The sequence below is a fragment of the Filimonas effusa genome (assembly GCF_004118675.1).
GTDB lineage: Bacteria > Bacteroidota > Bacteroidia > Chitinophagales > Chitinophagaceae > Filimonas > Filimonas effusa.
The window spans coordinates 211,355-230,455 of the sequence record NZ_SDHZ01000004.1; the positions used below are offsets into that span (position 1 = coordinate 211,355).

The 19,101-nt window shown below is 47.1% G+C and carries 19 protein-coding genes; 12 read left to right on the top strand and 7 right to left on the bottom strand.

Annotated features, from left to right (window positions below):
* Positions 1–70 precede the first annotated feature (70 nt).
* The 9 genes from ESB13_RS20545 to ESB13_RS20580 all read left to right on the top strand — a co-directional run bounded on the left by ESB13_RS20545 (position 71) and on the right by ESB13_RS20580 (position 9,431).
* Positions 71–955 carry an EamA family transporter gene (locus tag ESB13_RS20545; protein WP_129005579.1) on the top strand — a complete coding sequence of 295 codons (885 nt, stop codon included), beginning with the start codon at positions 71–73 and terminating at the stop codon, positions 953–955.
* 609 nt (positions 956–1,564) lie between these two features.
* Entirely contained in the window at positions 1,565–2,428 is an 864-nt protein-coding gene (locus tag ESB13_RS20550; RefSeq protein ID WP_129005580.1) for a DMT family transporter, read from the top strand.
* 289 nt (positions 2,429–2,717) lie between these two features.
* Entirely contained in the window at positions 2,718–2,837 is a 120-nt protein-coding gene (locus tag ESB13_RS24220) for a DUF1266 domain-containing protein (protein ID WP_164974295.1), read from the top strand.
* 264 nt (positions 2,838–3,101) lie between these two features.
* On the top strand, positions 3,102–3,395 hold the full coding sequence (locus tag ESB13_RS20555; protein WP_164974296.1) for a hypothetical protein: 294 nt from the start codon (positions 3,102–3,104) through the stop codon (positions 3,393–3,395).
* Positions 3,396–3,472: 77 nt separating this feature from the next.
* Positions 3,473–5,797: a TonB-dependent receptor gene (locus ESB13_RS20560; protein WP_129005582.1), complete on the top strand. Its 2,325-nt coding sequence runs from the start codon at positions 3,473–3,475 to the stop codon at positions 5,795–5,797.
* A 21-nt stretch (positions 5,798–5,818) separates the two neighbouring features.
* On the top strand, positions 5,819–6,385 hold the full coding sequence (locus ESB13_RS20565) for a hypothetical protein (RefSeq protein ID WP_129005583.1): 567 nt from the start codon (positions 5,819–5,821) through the stop codon (positions 6,383–6,385).
* Between the two features lie 110 nt (positions 6,386–6,495).
* Positions 6,496–7,392 (top strand): pirin family protein, encoded by an 897-nt coding sequence (locus ESB13_RS20570; RefSeq protein WP_129005584.1) that lies wholly within the window; start codon positions 6,496–6,498, stop codon positions 7,390–7,392.
* Between the two features lie 198 nt (positions 7,393–7,590).
* Entirely contained in the window at positions 7,591–8,490 is a 900-nt protein-coding gene (locus ESB13_RS20575; RefSeq protein ID WP_129005585.1) for a helix-turn-helix domain-containing protein, read from the top strand.
* Between the two features lie 101 nt (positions 8,491–8,591).
* Positions 8,592–9,431 (top strand): SDR family oxidoreductase, encoded by an 840-nt coding sequence (locus ESB13_RS20580; protein ID WP_129005586.1) that lies wholly within the window; start codon positions 8,592–8,594, stop codon positions 9,429–9,431.
* A 117-nt stretch (positions 9,432–9,548) separates the two neighbouring features.
* On the opposite strand, the gene ESB13_RS20585 is transcribed toward ESB13_RS20580, so the two are convergent.
* From ESB13_RS20585 to ESB13_RS20610, 6 genes are all read right to left on the bottom strand, one after another.
* On the bottom strand, positions 9,549–10,181 hold the full coding sequence (locus tag ESB13_RS20585; RefSeq protein ID WP_129005587.1) for a phosphatase PAP2 family protein: 633 nt from the start codon (positions 10,179–10,181) through the stop codon (positions 9,549–9,551).
* Positions 10,182–10,997 (bottom strand): enoyl-ACP reductase FabI, encoded by an 816-nt coding sequence (locus tag ESB13_RS20590; RefSeq protein ID WP_129005588.1) that lies wholly within the window; start codon positions 10,995–10,997, stop codon positions 10,182–10,184.
* A gap of 54 nt (positions 10,998–11,051) precedes the next feature.
* Entirely contained in the window at positions 11,052–12,707 is a 1,656-nt protein-coding gene (recN, locus tag ESB13_RS20595; RefSeq protein WP_129005589.1) for a DNA repair protein RecN, read from the bottom strand.
* A 92-nt stretch (positions 12,708–12,799) separates the two neighbouring features.
* Positions 12,800–14,293 carry a tetratricopeptide repeat protein gene (locus tag ESB13_RS20600; RefSeq protein ID WP_129005590.1) on the bottom strand — a complete coding sequence of 498 codons (1,494 nt, stop codon included), beginning with the start codon at positions 14,291–14,293 and terminating at the stop codon, positions 12,800–12,802.
* A 65-nt stretch (positions 14,294–14,358) separates the two neighbouring features.
* A complete protein-coding gene (locus ESB13_RS20605; RefSeq protein ID WP_129005591.1) occupies positions 14,359–15,114 on the bottom strand; it encodes a zinc ribbon domain-containing protein in 756 nt (251 codons plus the stop codon).
* Positions 15,115–15,154: 40 nt separating this feature from the next.
* Positions 15,155–16,252, bottom strand: a complete 1,098-nt coding sequence (locus tag ESB13_RS20610) for a Nif3-like dinuclear metal center hexameric protein (RefSeq protein WP_129005592.1) — start codon at positions 16,250–16,252, stop codon at positions 15,155–15,157.
* A 70-nt stretch (positions 16,253–16,322) separates the two neighbouring features.
* Between ESB13_RS20610 and ESB13_RS20615 the strand changes: the two genes are divergently transcribed.
* The 3 genes from ESB13_RS20615 (at position 16,323) to ESB13_RS23850 (ending at position 18,160) form a co-directional block, all read left to right on the top strand.
* On the top strand, positions 16,323–17,153 hold the full coding sequence (locus ESB13_RS20615; RefSeq protein ID WP_129005593.1) for an aminotransferase class IV: 831 nt from the start codon (positions 16,323–16,325) through the stop codon (positions 17,151–17,153).
* A gap of 37 nt (positions 17,154–17,190) precedes the next feature.
* Positions 17,191–17,802 (top strand): hypothetical protein, encoded by a 612-nt coding sequence (locus ESB13_RS20620; RefSeq protein ID WP_129005594.1) that lies wholly within the window; start codon positions 17,191–17,193, stop codon positions 17,800–17,802.
* A 109-nt stretch (positions 17,803–17,911) separates the two neighbouring features.
* The gene (locus ESB13_RS23850) at positions 17,912–18,160 is read left to right on the top strand and encodes a hypothetical protein (protein ID WP_164974297.1); all 249 of its coding nucleotides are present in this window, start codon (positions 17,912–17,914) and stop codon (positions 18,158–18,160) included.
* A 543-nt stretch (positions 18,161–18,703) separates the two neighbouring features.
* On the opposite strand, the gene ESB13_RS20625 is transcribed toward ESB13_RS23850, so the two are convergent.
* On the bottom strand, positions 18,704–19,042 hold the full coding sequence (locus ESB13_RS20625; RefSeq protein ID WP_164974298.1) for a hypothetical protein: 339 nt from the start codon (positions 19,040–19,042) through the stop codon (positions 18,704–18,706).
* Positions 19,043–19,101: the final 59 nt, after the last annotated feature.

The following is a 19,101-nucleotide window of genomic DNA, read 5'->3' on the forward strand; positions in this document are numbered from 1 at the left end:
TCTGCTGCTCAACATATGTAAAGCCGGCTATGATATTTTAAATAGACCTTTGACCGGCTAAAAGGATGGAATGAAAAAGCTGAAAGGGATCATTTTCGTTATTGCGGGAGCTGCCAGCTATGGCATCCTGGCCACTTTTGTAAAGCTGGCAGGTTCGCAGGGCTATAGCACCGCATCTGTTACGTTTGCACAGTTTATAACTGGCTTTATTGTACTGGCTGTTGCCGATCTGTTGTTCAGGAAAAAAGCTGTTTCACCACCGGAAGCTTCTGCGGCTGGCAAAAAGGATTTCCGGAAATTAGTGCTGGGCGGTACCTGCCTCGGCCTTACCAGTACATTCTACTATTTATCGGTACAATACCTGCCGGTATCTGTTTGTATTATATTACTCATGCAAACCGTTTGGATGGGCATACTCGTCGATTGTGTCAGGAACAAAAAGCTGCCGCAACTTAGCCAGATCCTGGTGATCCTGGTAGTTTTAGCAGGTACTGTACTCGCTACGGGCCTTATTACAGCAGGCGCACAGTGGAGCTTCCGCGGAATGATATATGGTTTCATGGCGGCAATGACTTACACCGGATCAATGTATGCAGCCAACCATGTAGCGCTGCGTCGCCCGTTGTTCTACCGTTCTAAATTATTGGTGTTGGGAGGACTGCTTGCCATTATTATCTTCTGGAACCTGCATATTATCAGCGATTTTCGTCCCGAAGTGTTGCTCAAATGGGGGATCTTCCTGGGGGTCTTTGGCACAATCTTGCCTCCGGTATTATTTAGCAAAGGGTTTCCTGCCATAGGCCTGAGCCTGGGGAGTGTATTGGCGGCCATAGAAATTCCGGTTTCTATAGTTACAGCCCATATTGTATTACACGAAAACGTGACCCTGTTGCAACTCCTCGGCTGTGCGTTGATAATTCTGGGCATTGCACTTCAAAATAAAGCCCATACCTGATACCCGGAGCGTCCGAACAGGCTGCAACCTTCCGCGCCGGGTTTACAAAGCAAGTCCTTAAAAGAAATGATAAATTCAGCGATAGCGGAAGGGTATGTAATAAGATAGGCGTGATAGAACAGGGCATCATGAAATGTGTTTTTGATAAGCGATCGATTGGAGTATAAAGCATACCATGTGGCATTGCGGCCAGTTAGGAACGAACTATTAATGGTGAAGTATGGCTCCCCGTGGCTGTTATTTTTTAAATCAATTGATAGCAGCAGCAAAAACTTTAGCGTTGTATAAGCTACCTGCTACCTGTCCTTCTGTTATCCTGTTATCTCTCCCGTGCTAATATGTCCCGCATGTTACCGATGCATCATTGATAAAGAAAATGTTAAGAGTAGCCAATGCAGGATCACTTCAACCCCCGTTTTTAGCTACCTTTGCCCCAAAGTCACTGGATATGAACAAAAAGGGTTGTCTTTCCCCTCCTTAAGGTTAATTTATTTCTCTCATCTTTTACGGAAATCCGTCCTTTGAGGCCACGCATTAACGTGAACCTCCCTGTTATCAATTATTGAAGCATATTTAAAATTTGCCTTAGGAAGCAAGGGATAATTCTTTATGAAAAAGTCATATCTGTCATTACACATAGCTGTTTTGCTTGCCGGACTTACCGGTGTTTTTGGTAAACTGATTACACTTAACGAAGGCCTGCTGGTCTGGTACCGCGTCTTGTTTTCATTTCTTTTTTTACTCTGCATCCTGAAATTGTTCGGTATATCTGCCAATATCCCGGCAAGAAAAAAATGGGACATCGGGAAAGTAGGCATGCTGTTAACCATCCATTGGGTGCTCTTTTATGCAAGCATTAAATATTCCAATATCTCGATAGGTGTTGTCTGCTTTTGCCTTACCAGCTTCTTTACTTCTGTTTTTGAACCCCTCATCAATAAACGGAAGCATGCGCTGTCTGAGTTGCTGTTAAGTATGCTTACCCTGCTCGGCATTGCCCTTATCTTCCACTTCGATTCTTCTTACCAGGTTGGTATAACGCTTGGTGTGGTCTCTTCAGTATTTTCGGCTCTTTATACTATTTATAATGAAAGGCTGGTGAAGCTGTACGATACCAGATTGATCAATTATTACCAGATGCTCGGCGGAACGATAGGGCTGGGCATCTTCATCCCGGTCTATCTTCATTTCTTCCCGGTTGATAGCCTCATCCCCGGCTGGAAAAACACGCTGTACCTGCTGGCCCTGGCTTTGTTCTGCACTGTAGGACTCTATATCCTTTTTGCGGAAGCTTTGAAAAAGATCCCGGCATTTACAGTAAACCTGAGTTTTAATCTGGAACCCGTTTACTCCATTATCCTTGCTTTTCTTTTTTTTAACGAAGGAAAAGAAGTCAACTTCTCATTTTATATAGGGCTGTTCCTGGTAATGACTTCAGTGGTTTTGCAAACACGCTTTTCTATGAAAAAGTAGCAGCGATAGGTGGGGCCCGTTTGGCAAAGTATTTGTAAAACCTCCCACCTATGCCACAATTACCATGGTTCGCCTATGTTATGTTAGGAATAATGCTTGTCTCTTTCCTGCTGGTAAAAGTATTGCCGGGTAGTAGAAAGTGAAACATGCATTTAGTAAAGGCTATAAAAAGAATCCTGATGCCAATCTCACTGACGAACAACAGGTCAACATTAATGCCGGCGCTGTAAACGGAGAATAAACCGGCTCTTATATCAATAGTCTTACTGCCGGGCAGCATAAAGACGATATGAAGTCCAGCCTTGCCCAATGGTGGGGCATTTCCGACAACGCATCCGCTATGGAAACCATCAGCTGGCGCTCAATGAAGGGCACAGGGCCTATTACGATAGGCTACGTCCTATTATGAAAGATGTCCCTGCCGTTCAAAAAGCACAGAGAAAAGCCATGATTGCGCAGTTGTTCGAAGACACGGAAAAAGCCACTGAATATCTCAATAACCTCGAAGACACCAAAGAGGAATTAAAAGAAGATGGGTTCGTTCACTATCATACGCGCCATCCCCCACATAAAAAAAACTGCTGTCTGCCATCCTCCATCCGGCATCCATTCCTATATTTGCAACTTCGTTACATTAATGCATCGTCGCCGGTTCATACGATCCCTTGGGCTAGTGCTGTTACTACTGAGTTTTGCCTTTGGCACCACTCCCAAATTGATTTGGCATGAACTCATCGCCGATCATACCTACGCTTCTCATGAGCGCTCAGGCGACCACGATGCCCAGGTGAATCTCGACTGTCATGCCGATCATCTCGTAGTACAATCGTCCTTTATCAGCGAATTACCTGTATTCCATTACGCAATAAGACAGTTCTTTGCTATCCTCCCCGCCGGGGCAGCTGAAGCGTCACCACTCGTATATCTCATCTTTAACTCCCTGAGAGGCCCGCCGGCTATGGCCTAAACCTTTTTTGCCTGCCATATTATTTCTCCTGGTTCCCTTTTTAAGGCGGCCTATTTATTAATTTTTATTTCGTCGTAGTGAACAAGCTTTTATTAGCTGTTATACTGGCATTACTGTCGGTAGCAGCTGGCGCGCAGCCTTGTAGCCTTGTGCTTACAGGTCATGTAATTGACAGTGATAGTAAGGAAAAGTTGACGGCAGCAACCGTTGTCATCAGGGAAACGGGGCAGCAGGCATTTACCGATGACAATGGCGATTTCGTTTTTACACGGCTTTGCGCCGGTAACTATATGATCGAAGTAAGGCATGTCGGTTGCGATACGCTTCATCAGCCTGTAAGGCTCACCGCCAACGCACATATCGACCTTGCGCTGCCTCATATGCGACATAACCTGGCAGGCGTAGTAGTAGCCGCCCAAACAACGCCAGCCATTGCAGGATTCAGTCAGCAGCTGGCAGGGCGAAGCCTCGAAGAAACACGTGGCCTCTCTCTTGCACAGGCATTGAGCAGGATCAATGGCGTTAGCATGTTCAGTACCGGTTCAACCATCGCCAAACCCGTTATTCATGGCCTGCATAGTAACCGTATCCTCACCATCAACAACGGCGTCAGGCAGGAAGGACAGCAATGGGGAAATGAACATGCCCCGGAAATAGACACCTACCTGGCCGATAAACTGACCGTGATCAAAGGTGTCGATGAATTGAAATACGGCTCCGACGCCATCGGTGGAGTGATCCTGGTTGACCCCAGGCCATTACGCCGCCTCCCGGGATGGGCCGGAGAATGGAATACAGGCTACTTTTCCAACTATAGAGGATATGTTGTTTCAGGTATCATCGAACAACAGCTCGAAAATAACCCCGCACTTGCATGGCGTATACAGGGCACATTTAAACAGAATGGTAACGTGGCAACTCCGGGTTATCGCCTGAATAACACAGCACTGAAAGAACTGAACTTCTCAGCTACCGCCGAATGGAGAAAAGAACACTACCACATACAAGCCTACTTCAGTCAGTTCTCTACAGATCTTGGTTTGTTCACCGGCTCTCATACCACCTCCGTTACCGACCTTAAAACAGCTATCGCACAAAGCAAACCCAACGACGTCTTCCTGGGTGAGCAAACATATGCGATTCAAAGACCCAGGCAGGAAGTGCTCCACCGCCTGTTCAAATTATCGGGAGCGTTTACCAGGAACAGGCACCAGTTTAAAGCTACACTGGCCGCTCAGTATAATAACAGGAAAGAATACGATATCGTACGCGACAGGCAGAAAACGACACCCGAAGTCAACCTCCGCATTCTCACATTGTCCGAAGAGTTGGCATGGGAGCATCCCCAAACAGGTAACTTCAAAGGAACCGCTGGCCTCTCTTTCATGCAGCAAAAGAACGCATACTCAGGACGCTACCTGATACCAAACTATTTCTCGTATACCACAGGCGCCTACTGGATCGAAAAATGGAGCCGTAAAAAACTGGGCATAGAAGCAGGCGCGCGATTCGATTATAAGAATATCGATACAAAACGCATCCAGTACAACCAGTCCGAGATCAACCATAACTTCTCCTTTTCTACCCTGGCGGGCTCATTGAATACGCATTATGCATTTACAGACAATTTCAAAACAAATCTCAATGTTTCCCTGTCCTCCCGCGCACCTCATGTGAATGAACTGCTCGTTGCCGGCATACACGGCGGCGCAGGTATTTATGAAATAGGAGATATGAACCTGAAAACCGAGCAGTCCTTTAATACCAGCCTGGGCCTGTCTTACACTACTCCCGGTAAAAAATTCTCTACGGAGGTGAATATCTATTATAACCACATCAACAACTTTATCTACACCCAGCCAATGGCCAACGACTCTATGGTAACCATCACAGGCACATTCCCGTTATTTAGATACAGGCAAACAAACGCCATCTTAAAAGGACTCGATGCCTCGGTTATATGGAAACTAACAAAAGGCTTCGAATGGAATTCCAGACTCGCACTGCTGAGAGCACGTAACACGCAGATCAGCGATTGGCTGATCCTGATGCCTTCCGATAGATGGAGTAATAAACTTACATACGACTTTAACAATAAAGGTTGGTCCAGCAACAGTTATATCGCCGCCGAATGGGCAACAGTGTACAAACCAAGAGTACCCGGACCGGAAAGCGGTATGCAGGATTATAAGGCGCCGCCCGATGCCTACTCCCTGATGAACATCTGGGTGGGAACCACAATACAGGCAAAACACTGGCCCTTAACAATAATGGTAGGCGTACAAAATCTCTTTAATAAAGCCTACCGCGAGTACATGAACAGCTTCCGCTACTATGCCAACGATATGGGAAGGAATATTAGTATTCACCTGAAAATACCTTTTCAGAATTTTTATAATTAAACATCATCTAAAACAAAAACAATGAAGAAGACAATCAAAATGCTCCTGGCAGCAGGACTTATCTCTGCAGCGGTCACCTCTTGCTCCAAAGACGACGAGGCGCCGGAAGTAAACGACAACGAAGTAATAACCACCGTAAGAGTAAAAGCGGTAGCCACCGACAACACAAAAGACACTCTGACGTTTAACTGGAAAGACGCTGATGGCGACGGACCTGGACTGCCCGTTATAGATCCCATAAACCTTAAAGCAGGAAAAGTGTATAACGTGCATATATTATTGCTCGATGAAACAAAAACTCCGGTAGATAACGTAACAGAAGAGGTGGAGTCGGAAGGCCACGACCACCGCTTTTACTTCGACCCCTCAGGCGCAAACATCACCGTTTCCGATCTCGACAAAGACAAAAACAATGTATCCCTTGGCCTGCAAAGTAAATGGACTACAATCGCAACTGCAGCCTCCGGTACTATCAAAATCACCCTGCGGCACTACCCCAACGGTGGCAAATCGGAAACGGACCTGGTAAACAGCACAAAATCATCCACCGATGCCGAAGCGGTGTTCCCGCTGAACATTACCTTATAATTCCCCGTTGATAAAGCCCTCGAACAACAAAGCCGCACCTCCCAATGGGTGCGGCTTCACTATATGATCACGCCTCAAAAAATCTACCATCTATTCCTTAAATTTACCCTATGTCCAACATCAATCTCATCATCGAAGAACGTCCCACAAATCTGGGGAATTTTATGGTAGGCCGCTTGCTGCCTTTCCGTGATAAAAGAATGGTAGGCCCTTTTGTATTTATAGATCATATGGGACCCGTGCGTATGAACGAAAGAGAAAATTTTGACGTTGGCCCGCATCCGCATATTGGCCTTTCTACACTCACTTATCTCTTCGAAGGCAATATTATGCACCGCGATACGCTTGGCTCAGAGATCGAAATTGTACCAGGACAGGTTAACTGGATGACAGCCGGAAAAGGTATTGTTCATTCCGAAAGAACGCCCGGATACCTCAGACATTCCGATAAGTTTTTACATGGACTCCAGATCTGGGTGGCCTTGCCAAAAGAACTGGAACAAATGGAACCGGCTTTCTTTCACGTAGAAGGCGATGCTATCCCCCATTGGGAGCAGGATGGTGTTTCATATAAGCTGATCGCAGGTGAAGTCATGGGCCATCGTTCTCCAATCCCCGTTTATAGTCCCTTATACCTCCTCGAACTGAAAACAAAAGAACGTAAGACCATCAACATAGGTAGCTCGTTGTTTGGCGAAGTGGGTATGTATATCCTCGAAGGCAGCATAGAAAACGATGGTAATAAATATGAACCAAAGCGTATTCTCGTAGCAAAAGAAACAGCGCTGTGCTCCTTCGTTATGGAAGCAGGTACAACAGTTTACCTCTTCGGTGGCACTCCCTTTCCGGAAGAAAGGCATATCTACTGGAACTTTGTTGCTTCCGATATTGCATTGATAAAAAAGGCAAAAGAGGATTGGGCCGCCCATCGCTTCCCGCTGATAAATGGCGATAACGACTATATTCCCTTGCCGGAACAATCGCCCTCGGTCCATCTGAAAAAGTAATTCCGGAATGCCTCACCCTGCCTCCGGGAAAATGGTGCCGCCCGCTACCCCTTGAAGAACTGATTTTGTTTGAATTTTGCAAGTATTCATTTGAAATACGCAATCTGGTCGGCAAACTGCCGCGTAATTTTGATTGAAGCTGCTAAAATGGCGTACAACGCATTGGAATGCCGTCGCTGCCGCTTAAAACAAAAGGCTATGGTAACCGAATCTCTCGAAGAGTTTTATAAGAAAAAAATGAACTGGCTGCCCGATAACCTCAAACAGGATATCGGACACTTCAACGTGTTCCGGCTCGAAGACTGTATAGGCGCACACGGAACGCCCGTTGTATATAGCCGCAGGGATTTCTATAAGATCAGCCTTATGAGAGGAAAAAACCTCTATCATTACGCCAATAAAAGCATAGAGATCGACGGACCTACACTCATTTTCTTCAATCACCATATCCCCTACAACTGGGAACCCCTGAGCGACGAACAAACGGGTTATTTCTGCATCTTTAAAGAAGCTTTCTTCTCCGAAAAACTCCGTGGCAACATGAACGATTTACCTATGTTCGCCCCCGGAGGCAAACCGGCATATCCGCTGAACCAAACTCAGGAAGCATACGTGGTCGCTGTCTTTCATAAAATGAAAGAAGAAATAGGTTCCGACTATAAATACAAATACGATCTTATCAGGAACTACGTAACAGAGCTAATGCACTATGCTTTAAAGATCCAACCCTCCGAAACGCTTTACCATCATGCCGATGCAAATGCCCGCATCACAGCTATCTTTACCGAGCTGCTCGAACGCCAGTTCCCTATAGAATCTCCTGCGCAGCGCTTTACGCTTCGCTCTGCAAAAGACTTTGCCGACCAGCTGGCAGTACACGTTAACCACCTTAACCGCGCCATCAAAGTCACTACAGGTAAAACAACAACGCATCACATCTCCGAACGTGTTGCCTCCGAAGCCAAAATGCTCCTGCGCCACACCAACTGGAATATCTCCGAAATAAGCTACACGCTTGGTTTCGAAGAACCTGCACACTTTAATAATTTCTTTAAGAAACACACCACGTTAACGCCCTCCGCATTCCGTATCGCCTGATCCGCGGCCCCCTTGTTTGAATTTCGCAATTATTCCTTTGAATAACGCAACAGCGCCAGCCCTTTCACATACTAGCTTTGTTCTTGTAAAAAAACTAAAGTATGAATAACAACAACGTATGGTTTGTAACAGGAGCTTCTAAAGGTTTAGGTCGCTCCCTTGTAAAACACCTGCTCGAACAGGGTTTTAAAGTGGCTGCCACCTCCCGCAGAAAAGAGGATCTCGAAGAGGCAATTGGTGGTCACGACAACTTCCTGCCGCTTAAAGTAGATCTTACAGCAGAAAGCGAAGTGCGCGACGCAATCGGTCAAACAATCGAAAAATTCGGAAGTGTCAGCATAGTGGTGAACAACGCAGGCTACGGCCAGCTCGGTAGCCTCGAAGAATTAACCGATGCCGAAGCACGTGAAAACTTCAACGTAAACGTGTTTGGAACACTGAATGTGATAAGGCAGGTAATGCCTTTCCTGAGAGAACAGGGTAGAGGACATATCTTCAATATTTCTTCTATCGGTGGTTTTTATGGCAATTTCCCCGGCTGGGGCATTTACTGCGCAACCAAATTTGCAGTGAATGGCTTAACCGAATCCCTCGCCGAAGAAATAAAAGCCTTCGGCATAAAAGCAACGGTAGTGGAACCAGGGTATTTCCGCACCAGCTTCCTCGCCTCCGGTTCTCTTGCTACACCTGCTAATGAAATAGATGCCTATAAGGCCGTAAGAGAAAGCCAGGATATGCACCGGAACTTAAATGGAAGCCAGGCAGGTGACCCCGATAAAGCAGCGCTCGCGCTTATCCGGGTGGCCGCACAGGAAGAAGCCCCCTTGCATCTCTTCCTCGGACAGGATGCCTACAACATGGCCCAATTGAAAATCCAGACTTTACAGGAGAATATAGAGAAATGGAAAGCAGTAACAGTATCTACAGGATTTGAAAACTAGCACAACCCTCTAAGGCAGTTATGGAGAGTGGCTCGTAAATAAAAATAGCCGCTGAGAATTGCTTAAACGGGAACCCTTCTCCATCAGTTACCCGAGAAAAATGAGGCCGTATCGCGCTTATGATACGGCCTCTTTTTTAGCTTGTATCTTTTGTTGTATCAGTAAAGCGCCGCTTGCCGAAAGAAACGCAACGATCATACCCGCGCCAAGATCTAAAGGGAAATGCTGCGCCAGGTATACCCGTGAATAAGCCACAGCCAATGCATATAACAACCCAATGCCCACCCACGCCCTCTGCCTTATCAGCAGGCATAACAACAGGTAAATAGTAAAAGCAGTGGCTGTATGACCCGATGGGAAACTGGATACGGTATGCAACTCAACACCCGGTACGGTATGTATAAGGGAAATATCGGCTATAGCCTTCGTAGGCCTCGCCTCATGCGGAACGATTATATACTTGCAAACCTGCGTCAACAACGTAGTAAGCGCAAAAGAACTGATAAGCAAAGGCAATAACTCCTTTCTGCGTTTAACAAGCACCCATATCAGCAACGGCACCCATACGGCCCCGTCTCCCAGGTAAGTAGCGCCGGCAAAGAAATAATCCGCCACACGTCCCAGATCAGTATTCAGTAACAGGAAAAGCGCCTGCTTGCCAACCGCGAACGAACAGGCCAATACGCTGATGCCAAGCACCAGCGTAATTATCGCTCCCGTTTTAAATGAATTCGTATTTAAAACCCGCATCTATTCTACACCCAGTTTTTGCATCACTTCATTGCTCACACCGGTAGAAGAATAACCGCCGTCATGGAAAAGATTCTGCATAGTAACCATACGGGTAAGATCAGAGAACAGTGTGATACAATATTTAGCACAGTCTTCAGCAGATGCATTGCCCAACGGTGCAATAGAATCGGCAAAATCATAAAAGTCCCCGAAACCTTTGATACCGGTACCGGCAGTGGTTTTGGTAGGTGACTGTGATACGGTATTGATCCTTACTTTCTTTTCTACACCATAGTGGTAACCAAAGCTGCGCGCAATAGATTCCAGCATAGCCTTGATATCAGCCATATCAGTGTAGAAAGGATAGGTTCGCTGTGCCGCCATATAGCTCAAAGCCACCACACTGCCCCACTCGTTGATAGCATCAAGCTTTTTGGCTACCGCCAGCATCTTATGAAACGACATGGCAGAAACGTCAATGCCCTTCATGAAATATTCATAATTCGATTCTGTATAAGGTATTTTCTTGCGGATGTTAACGCTCATCCCGATAGAATGCAGCACAAAATCAATTTTTCCACCTAATATCTCCTGTGATTCAGTGAATAAGGTGGTCAGGTCCTCCACGCTGGTAGCGTCCGCAGGAACAATTTTGGAGTTGGTTTTCTCGGCCAGCGCGTTAATTTCACCCATACGCATGGCAATAGGGGCATTGGTAAGTACAAACGTAGCTCCCTCTTCATGAGCCTGCTCGGCCACTTTCCAGGCGATGGAATTTTCATCTAACGCCCCAGTGATAATGCCGCGTTTGCCTTTTAGTAAGTTGTATGCCATAGTTTATTTAGGTTTTGTTTGTTGAGAACGAGCGCAAAGAAAACAATTTTTAACTTACTGTACCACCATTTCCCTCGCATTTTCCAGCGCGGCCTGCGTTGGCTGCTCGCCGCTTAGCATACGGGCTATAGCCAGTATACGCTCTTCCTTGCTCAATTCACGAATACCGGTGGTCACCTTATCCCCATTGGTTTCCTTATATACAAAATAATGGGCATTGGCTTTACCCGCTATCTGAGGCTGATGCGTGATGCATATGATCTGACGCCCCTTGCCCAGTTGCTGCATGATAATTCCCACCTGTTTCGCCGCCTCTCCCGATATCCCCGTGTCAATCTCGTCAAAAATAAGGGTAGGCAGGTCTATAGACTGCGCTACAAGCGATTTTATACACAACATCAGGCGGCTAAGCTCCCCACCGCTGGCCACCTTGCGGATTGGCTCAAAACGGTTGCTCTTATTGGCGTCAAACAGGAATTCAATAACGTCCGTCCCGTCTGCCTGTAAAGCCGAAAGGGTAATGCTCACCTTTAGCCGCGCATTAGGCATACCTATCTGCGCCAGCAGGCCGTTCACCTTGCGCTCCAGCTCAGGCGCCTGCGCCAGGCGCGCTTTCGATAACTGCTGCGCCAGCGCGGTAGCCTGCTTCAATAATTGCGCTACCGCCGCCTCCTGGCTCGCAATAGCATCGTCGATCTCTAATACCGACTGCAGCTTTTGCCCCAGCTCCGCCTGCAATGCCAGCAGCTCACCCGTCGTCTGTAATCCGTGTTTTTTCAATAAACGGTAGCCAAGCGCAATACGCTCATTCACATCCTCCAGCCTTTTGCTGTCCGATACCATCGTATCACCCATACTGCCCGCTTCCGATGCAATATCCTGTAATTCTATATATACGCTCTGTAACCTGCCCGCTAACGCAGGAAGCAAAGAATGATGCTGCTGGTACTGCTGTAACTGGTTGGCCAGCTGCCTTACAATAGTGATAACAGGCGCGTCACTCTCTTTTAGATCAAAACTTACCTTCGATAATAATGTTTTTATCTCTTCAGCATGACTTAAAGCCTGTAACTCCTTATCAAGATCTTCCAGCTCATTATCCTTGAAACAAGCCTCGCTCAACTCATCAAAAAGGAACTGGTTATAATCAAGTTCCTTGTGAAAGCCGGCTTTCTGCTCCTGTAAAGCTTTTAACGTAGCCTGCGTTTTCTGCCATTGCCCATACAATTGGCGATACTGCTGCAACAAAGGCAGTTGATTGGCCAGTGCATCCAGTACAGTCCGCTGAAACCCGGCATTACCAAGCTCCAGCGTATCAAACTGCTGATGCAGGTCTACCAGCAACGAGGCAATCTCCCGCAGCTGCTGTACAGTGGCAGGCGTATCATTGATGAAAGCACGCGACTTACCGCTCGCCGCAATCTCACGCCTTACTACCAGCTCCGCTTCCTCTTCCAGGTCATGCTCACGCAGAAAACGGCTGATCTCCGGCTTGCCGGCAACAGAAAAAACACCCTCTATATAACACTTCTGACCCGGATCACGCAACGCCGAAGTATCGGCACGCTCACCAAGTATAAGGCTCAGGGCGCCCATTAATATACTCTTGCCCGCCCCGGTTTCCCCCGTTATAATGTTCAGTTGATCCGAAAACCGGATGGTTAGCTTATCAATGATCGCATAGTTCTGTATGTGCAGGCTCTGTAGCATATAACTTCATCAAAAGTCTAAAAACATTAATTCTAAACGAAGCGGTCAAATGTAAAAACAAATCAAACATCCAACAACAGTAACCGCACTGTTTACTGCCCTTTGCAACGGGCAATACCAGCTTTGGCACGCTGGTCCAGTGAATCCTTGTATTCATGGTCGTCCATATCCAGGCACTGTTGGAAATAGGTGATCGCCATGGCCTTGTTTCCCTGGCGTTCATAAATATAAGCTATTTGTAATGCCGCCCTGGCAGCATAATATTCCGTACGGTTCTGCCCCAGCTTCATAGCCGCTAGATAGGTCTGAACAGCATCGCTGTCACGCCCTACATCATCATATATACGGGCCACCCGGTAAGCAAACTCCAGCTTCTCTACCGGCAAACTAAAACTGTCCGTCGTTTTACCGGCAAGTATTACCAGCGCTTCCTTGTTATAGCCGCCGTCATTCAGCAGCCGCGCTTTCAGTAAAAGCGCATTGGGCCAGCCACCCGCTTTAGCGTCTTTGAGCGCCTTTTTATCCGCATCCGTATCCGTTCCGCCCTTCCTTATTACCTGCTGCCGCGCATTATTGGCCGCCTGCATATTCCCCTGCAGGTAATAACACCAGCTCAGCTTTTCATAAACATCCTTCACATAAAACTTACCCTTGAAAGTGTTCACGAATCGCTCAAAATGATGGATCGCCTCCGTTAACTCCAGGTGACGCAACCGCGCATATCCCAGCTCAAAATCCCAGGCAGGGGTCGATAAATATTCGGGCGACATATTCCTGTTCAACACCACATTCTTACCGTATTCCGTCTTTTTATCGTTGATGCCCAGGTTGGCCGCCAGGTAAGTGAACAAATGATTATTCACAACATCGAGACGACGGTGCTGTATGAAACTTAACACCTCGTCAGGTTTGTTCTCTATATAGAACATCAGGTAACAATAATAGAAAACGGCCTCATTGAAAAATACCCTGTTCCAGCCGTCTGTGCCGTTCAGGAAATGACGCATCTTCGCCATCCCATCCTTTACCGAACCCTTCATCCCAAACAGGTTGGCCAGCCATTTATAACCATCGGGGATCGTCCCCGCAGCCACTTCCAGCGGACCATAAATAAGGTCATTGGGAGCAAACGAAGGAAAGGCCTTCCGGTTGTCTTTGATAAGTGCAAACGCACGCCTGAAATCCCAGCCCGCACTCCAGCGCTCCCCAAACTTAATGGCAACAGTAGCCTTGTGCAACGTAACCACCGACTGGCAATATTTATAAAAAGGTGAATTCTTCGGACCGGTGGCAAGCAACTTGATCCGCTCCGAAAAATGAGATTTCCTTTCCGAATACTCCGCCGGATCTTCATTAAAGAACAGTATGAAAAAATCAATATAACTTTCAAGATAATCAACCACCAGGTTGTCAGGATTGCTCCTCCTGGCTTCCTGCAAGGTCTGCTGGCCCGCACGTAAACGCAAACTGGTGATCTCGCCGTAAGCTTTCTGGCAAGTGGCATTGAAATCGAAAACTTTTTCAGCGCGTACCTCCCCGAGGTAGCTTATCAGTGCAAGCAGGAAGAGTAGTGACTTTTGTATCATTCGTCCAAAATAAAGAAGGGTACCTTTTAAGTACCCCTCCGTTTATCAAATACTGTGCTGCATTCTTATTTTACTTCAACTGAGTTATTCAGATCATCATCCACCAGGATCCTTCCGCAGTTCTCGCAAACCATTACTTTCTTGCGCTGGCGGATCTCACTTTGTTTCTGTGGAGGAATAGCATTAAAGCAACCACCGCACGCATCCCTTTCAACAGGAACAACAGCCAATCCATTACGGTAGCTCTTGCGGATACGGTCATAAGAGTAAAGTAAACGGTCATCCATTCCTTTGCGCGCTTCAGCAGCAACGTCGTTGAAATGAGTTTCCTCTTTCTCTGTATCGGCAATGATCTTTTGCAGTTCACCTTTCTTGTGAGTCAGCGTGCCCTCTTTAGTGGCAATTTGCTTCTTCGCGTATTCAAGTGATTTTGCTTTCTCTGCCAGCTCTTCATTGGCATCACGAATATGCTTTTCAGCCAGCTTGGCCTCGAGTTGCTGCATCTCAATCTCTTTGTTGATAGCTTCAAACTCACGGTTGTTTTTAACGCTGGTGCTCTGCTTTTCGTATTTGGCGATCAGTGCTTCCGCTTCTTTGATAGCATTTTTCTTCTGCTCAATGAATTCGGTGATGCCGTTGATCTCTTCTTCAATTCTTGTTCTGCGGCTGGTTAAACCAGTAATCTCATCCTCCAGGTCACTCACTTCCATAGGAAGCTCTCCCTTTAGTATCTGGATCTCATCCAGTTTGCTATCAATTTTCTGCAACCTTACGAGGGCGGAGAGTTTTTCTTCAACAGAATAATCCTTTACTGTTGCCATATTCAGATGTTACTATTTTATATAACTGTGTTTGAGACCCTTAAATATAGTAAGAAACCGGGTTGGTTTTCACTTTTGATTTAAGGAGGGCAAAGGTAGGGAATTTTGCCAGCAAAATATCATAAAGCAGGTCTATCGTGAATTGTTCGCTTTCCCAGTGCCCTATATCCGCCAGCAAAATGCGGCCGTCAGCATCAAAGAATTCATGATATTTTATATCCGACGTCACATAAGCATCAGCCCCCGACGCTATAGCCTTCCCCGTCAGAAAGCTGCCCGCACCCCCGCACAATGCTACTTTTTTAACCAGCTTTCCCAATAGGGGAGTATGCCTTACCACCGCTAATCCAAAGGCCTCCTTCAATAGCGCCAGGAAATCCGCCTCAGGCATCGCAGAAGGCAATTCTCCCAACAACCCACTCCCAACTTGCTGAAAATCATTGGCTAAAGGTATTAGGTCATAAGCTACCTCCTCATAGGGATGCGCCTTTAACAGCGCAGCCACCACCGTCTGCCGGTGAACCGCCGGTAATATTACCTCGATCCGCTCTTCTTTTTCCATATGTTGCTCTCCCGGTGTACCCACAAAAGGCTGCGTATCCGCGGCCCCCTTGAAGGTCCCCGCACCACTCACCGAAAAACTGCATTCACTGTATTGGCCAATCTGCCCCGCACCCGCGCCAAATAAAGCCTCCCGCACCATCCCCGCCTGCGCAACAGGCACAAAGGTCACCAGCTTCAGCAGCAACCCGCCTTTGGGCAACAGTATCCGCCGGTTTGTCAGCCCCAGACGCTCCGCAATCCTGTCATTCACCCCCGCAATAACATTGTCGAGATTGGTATGAATAGCATAAATGGCAATATCATGCCGTATGGCTGCTATCACCGTCCGCTCCACATAATTGCTCCCGGTAAGCCGCTTCAGCCCCCCGAAAATAACAGGATGATGCACCACCACCAGGTTACACCCCAGCCCGGCAGCCTCAGCTATCACCGCCTCGGTAACGTCCAGCGCACATATAACCCCCGTACATTCCCATTGCCGCTGCCCCGTAAGCAACCCGGCATTATCGTAACTTTCCTGGTAAGCCGCCGGCGCCACCGCCTCCAGCTCCCGTATAATATCTCCCACTGTCATAACACAAACCTAAGCAAAAAAAATCCGCACCTGCCGCCGGTCATCTGTCATCTACCATCTAATTTTACGCATGCCCCACATCAACTTTAATGGAACCATCGCTACAGAAGTAGCTATCTCCCCCGATTCCCGCGGATTCAAATTCGGCGACGGCTTCTTCGAAACTATTAAAATGGTGAATGGCAAAATGATTCTCGCATCATATCATTTCGACCGACTGTTTCAATCCCTGCAACTCCTTCAGTTCCAACCCCCGCCATCCTTTAACGCCAATGCCTTGCACGAACAGGTGCTGAAATTGACGCAGCTTAACGGCCACGCACAACACGCCCGCATCCGTATTACCGTCTTCCGTGGCAACGGAGGATTATACGATCCCGAAAACCATCTCCCTAACTACCTTATCCAGTCCTGGCCCCTCCAGCCCGCCACCTGGAACGAACACGGGATCACCATCGGTATCTTCCGCGATGCCTGTAAACCAGCCGACAAATATGCATCCGTTAAAAGCAATAATTACCTGGGCTACGCCATGGCAGCACTATGGGCGCAGCAACACAACCTGCACGATGCCCTCCTGCTCAACGCCGCCGGCAGGATCACAGACGCCACCATCGCCAACGTTTTTATTGTCCACGAAGGCACCATCAAAACCCCGCCTTTAAGCGAAGGCTGCGTAAATGGAGTCATGCGCCGCCACCTGCTCGGCATGCTTAAAAGCGAAGGAATGTCTGTAGAAGAAACCCCCGTTACCGAAACCATGCTGCTCGAAGCCTCAGAATGTTTTCTCACAAACGTGATTTCGGGAATCAGACCGGTACGTACATTGAAAAACAATACGTTCCGTGATAATTTGTCTGCGATGATATATAATACCATGATTAAGCCGCAGTTATGGTAAAAAAGATTATTTTTATCACTCACGCATCATCATGTTTATGAAGAAAATCCTGATCGTTTGTCTGTTCTTTATAACCAGCGTATGGTCGCAGGCCCAGAATCCTAAAGTGGTAGCAGATTGTACCGTCAGCTTCGACGTTATCATCGACGGTGCCTCCAAATCTCCTTCCACTAAAACCCTGTATATACGCGGTGTGGAAACCAGGACCGACCTGGTGAACAGCAATTTCGTCCAAACTACTTTCTACAATAGTAAAACGGAAACCGCAGTCATCCTGCGCGAAATAGGCGGCAACAAGTATATGACCACCCTTAGCGCAGAACAGTGGAAAGCCCAGAACAAACGCTACGAAGGAATGGAAGTGGTCCTGACCGACGAAAGCAAAACGATCCTCGGCTACTATTGCAAAAAAGCGCAGCTGAAACTGAAAGATGGCTCAACTCTTAACGTCTACTATGCTACAGGCATTACGCCTTCCGCCAGCGAAAACAACTACCAGTTCAAAGGCGTGCCGGGTTTCCCCCTCGAATACGAAACCGCTGGCGAAAATGGAAAGGGCAACGTTAAATTCACTGCCACCCGTATTAACCTGAACCCCGTCCCCGCTTCCAGGTTCGAAATCCCCCAATCGGGATACAGGATCCTGTAACAAACAGCTCCTGCCACAATTACAGCCCAACATACCGGCAAAGATTTTGCCGTAACAACGCGCTGTCCCCACACCGGCAACACACCGCCGTCGCAGTAATACGCCGCGAATGAAACAGCAAAAAGCGGGATTTTTACCCTGTTGTTTCCCGCCGCGTTATAATTGCTGTAAGCAGGTCTCGAAAACTACGCTTTATATAGCCGTCTTAAAGCCGCACCAAAGCCGCCTTGGAACTACTATCCCCGTAACCAGGTTTAATAACGGCACTGAAAGCCTCATCACAGGAGGAAGATCTCCCGGCCGCTGCCGCTTCCCCAATCATACAACCACCGGTCCCGCCCCGCTTTCTCAATCCTAACACTCAAATAATCATATGAAACCAGCTCCCCGGACACTTAATGCTATAAATATGCCGTCGGTATCCGGCAGTATACCCTAAATAAGCCATAACCGTACTTACATCGTACTTGTATCGCACTTACATCGCACTTGTATCGCACTTGCATCGCACTTACATCGCACTTACATCGCACTTACATCGCACTTACATCGCACTTACATCGCACTTGCTTCCTGCCCGGCATTACCGGTGTTGCTTCTAAAAAACAGCCACCTGCAGCCAGCCCCTAGGCCAACGTTTGCGCAGCACCCTGCTGCCAATGCAAAGCTTTGCTATCCCCTTACGCCCACAACCGCATTCAAGCGCACTTGTAGCAGGCTAACAAAACATTCGTAAATAACCGGGAGGGAAATACAACGTGCCTGGCAGAAATACTTGTAACAGGCAAACAAAAAACACCCGGAACAACCTCGGGAGCAATAGTTGTATTAACCATGAATGGTGACAGGCAAACAAAAACACCTGCAAACAAACAGGAAACCAATAACTTAAACGTAAAACTTAATTAGTAGGAGAGGGAGTCTTGAACTTGGTGGATTTCACCTTGTACTTATAAGGAAATACATAAGTGGTATTGCCTCTTTCCATACGGATCATGGAATTTACTTCCAAGCCACCGCCCGTATTCTGAATATCCAGGTCCTGGCTGCCGCTGAAACGCAAAGCAGTAGGACGTAACCCCGTTAAAGAATAGGATTTGCTGTACTTTTTCAGACTTTTAAGGCTGAACTTCGTAATTCTGTCGTCAGAAGAGCCAGTAAATGACGCAAACGCAGCATGTGCTACCGTAAAAAGTAACATTGCAGTGAGTATGGTGATATTTAAATGCTTTCTGGACATTTCTAAATGCAAATTTATGTTATTTCTGCAAATTATTTAACAACTTTTTATTGTTTTTG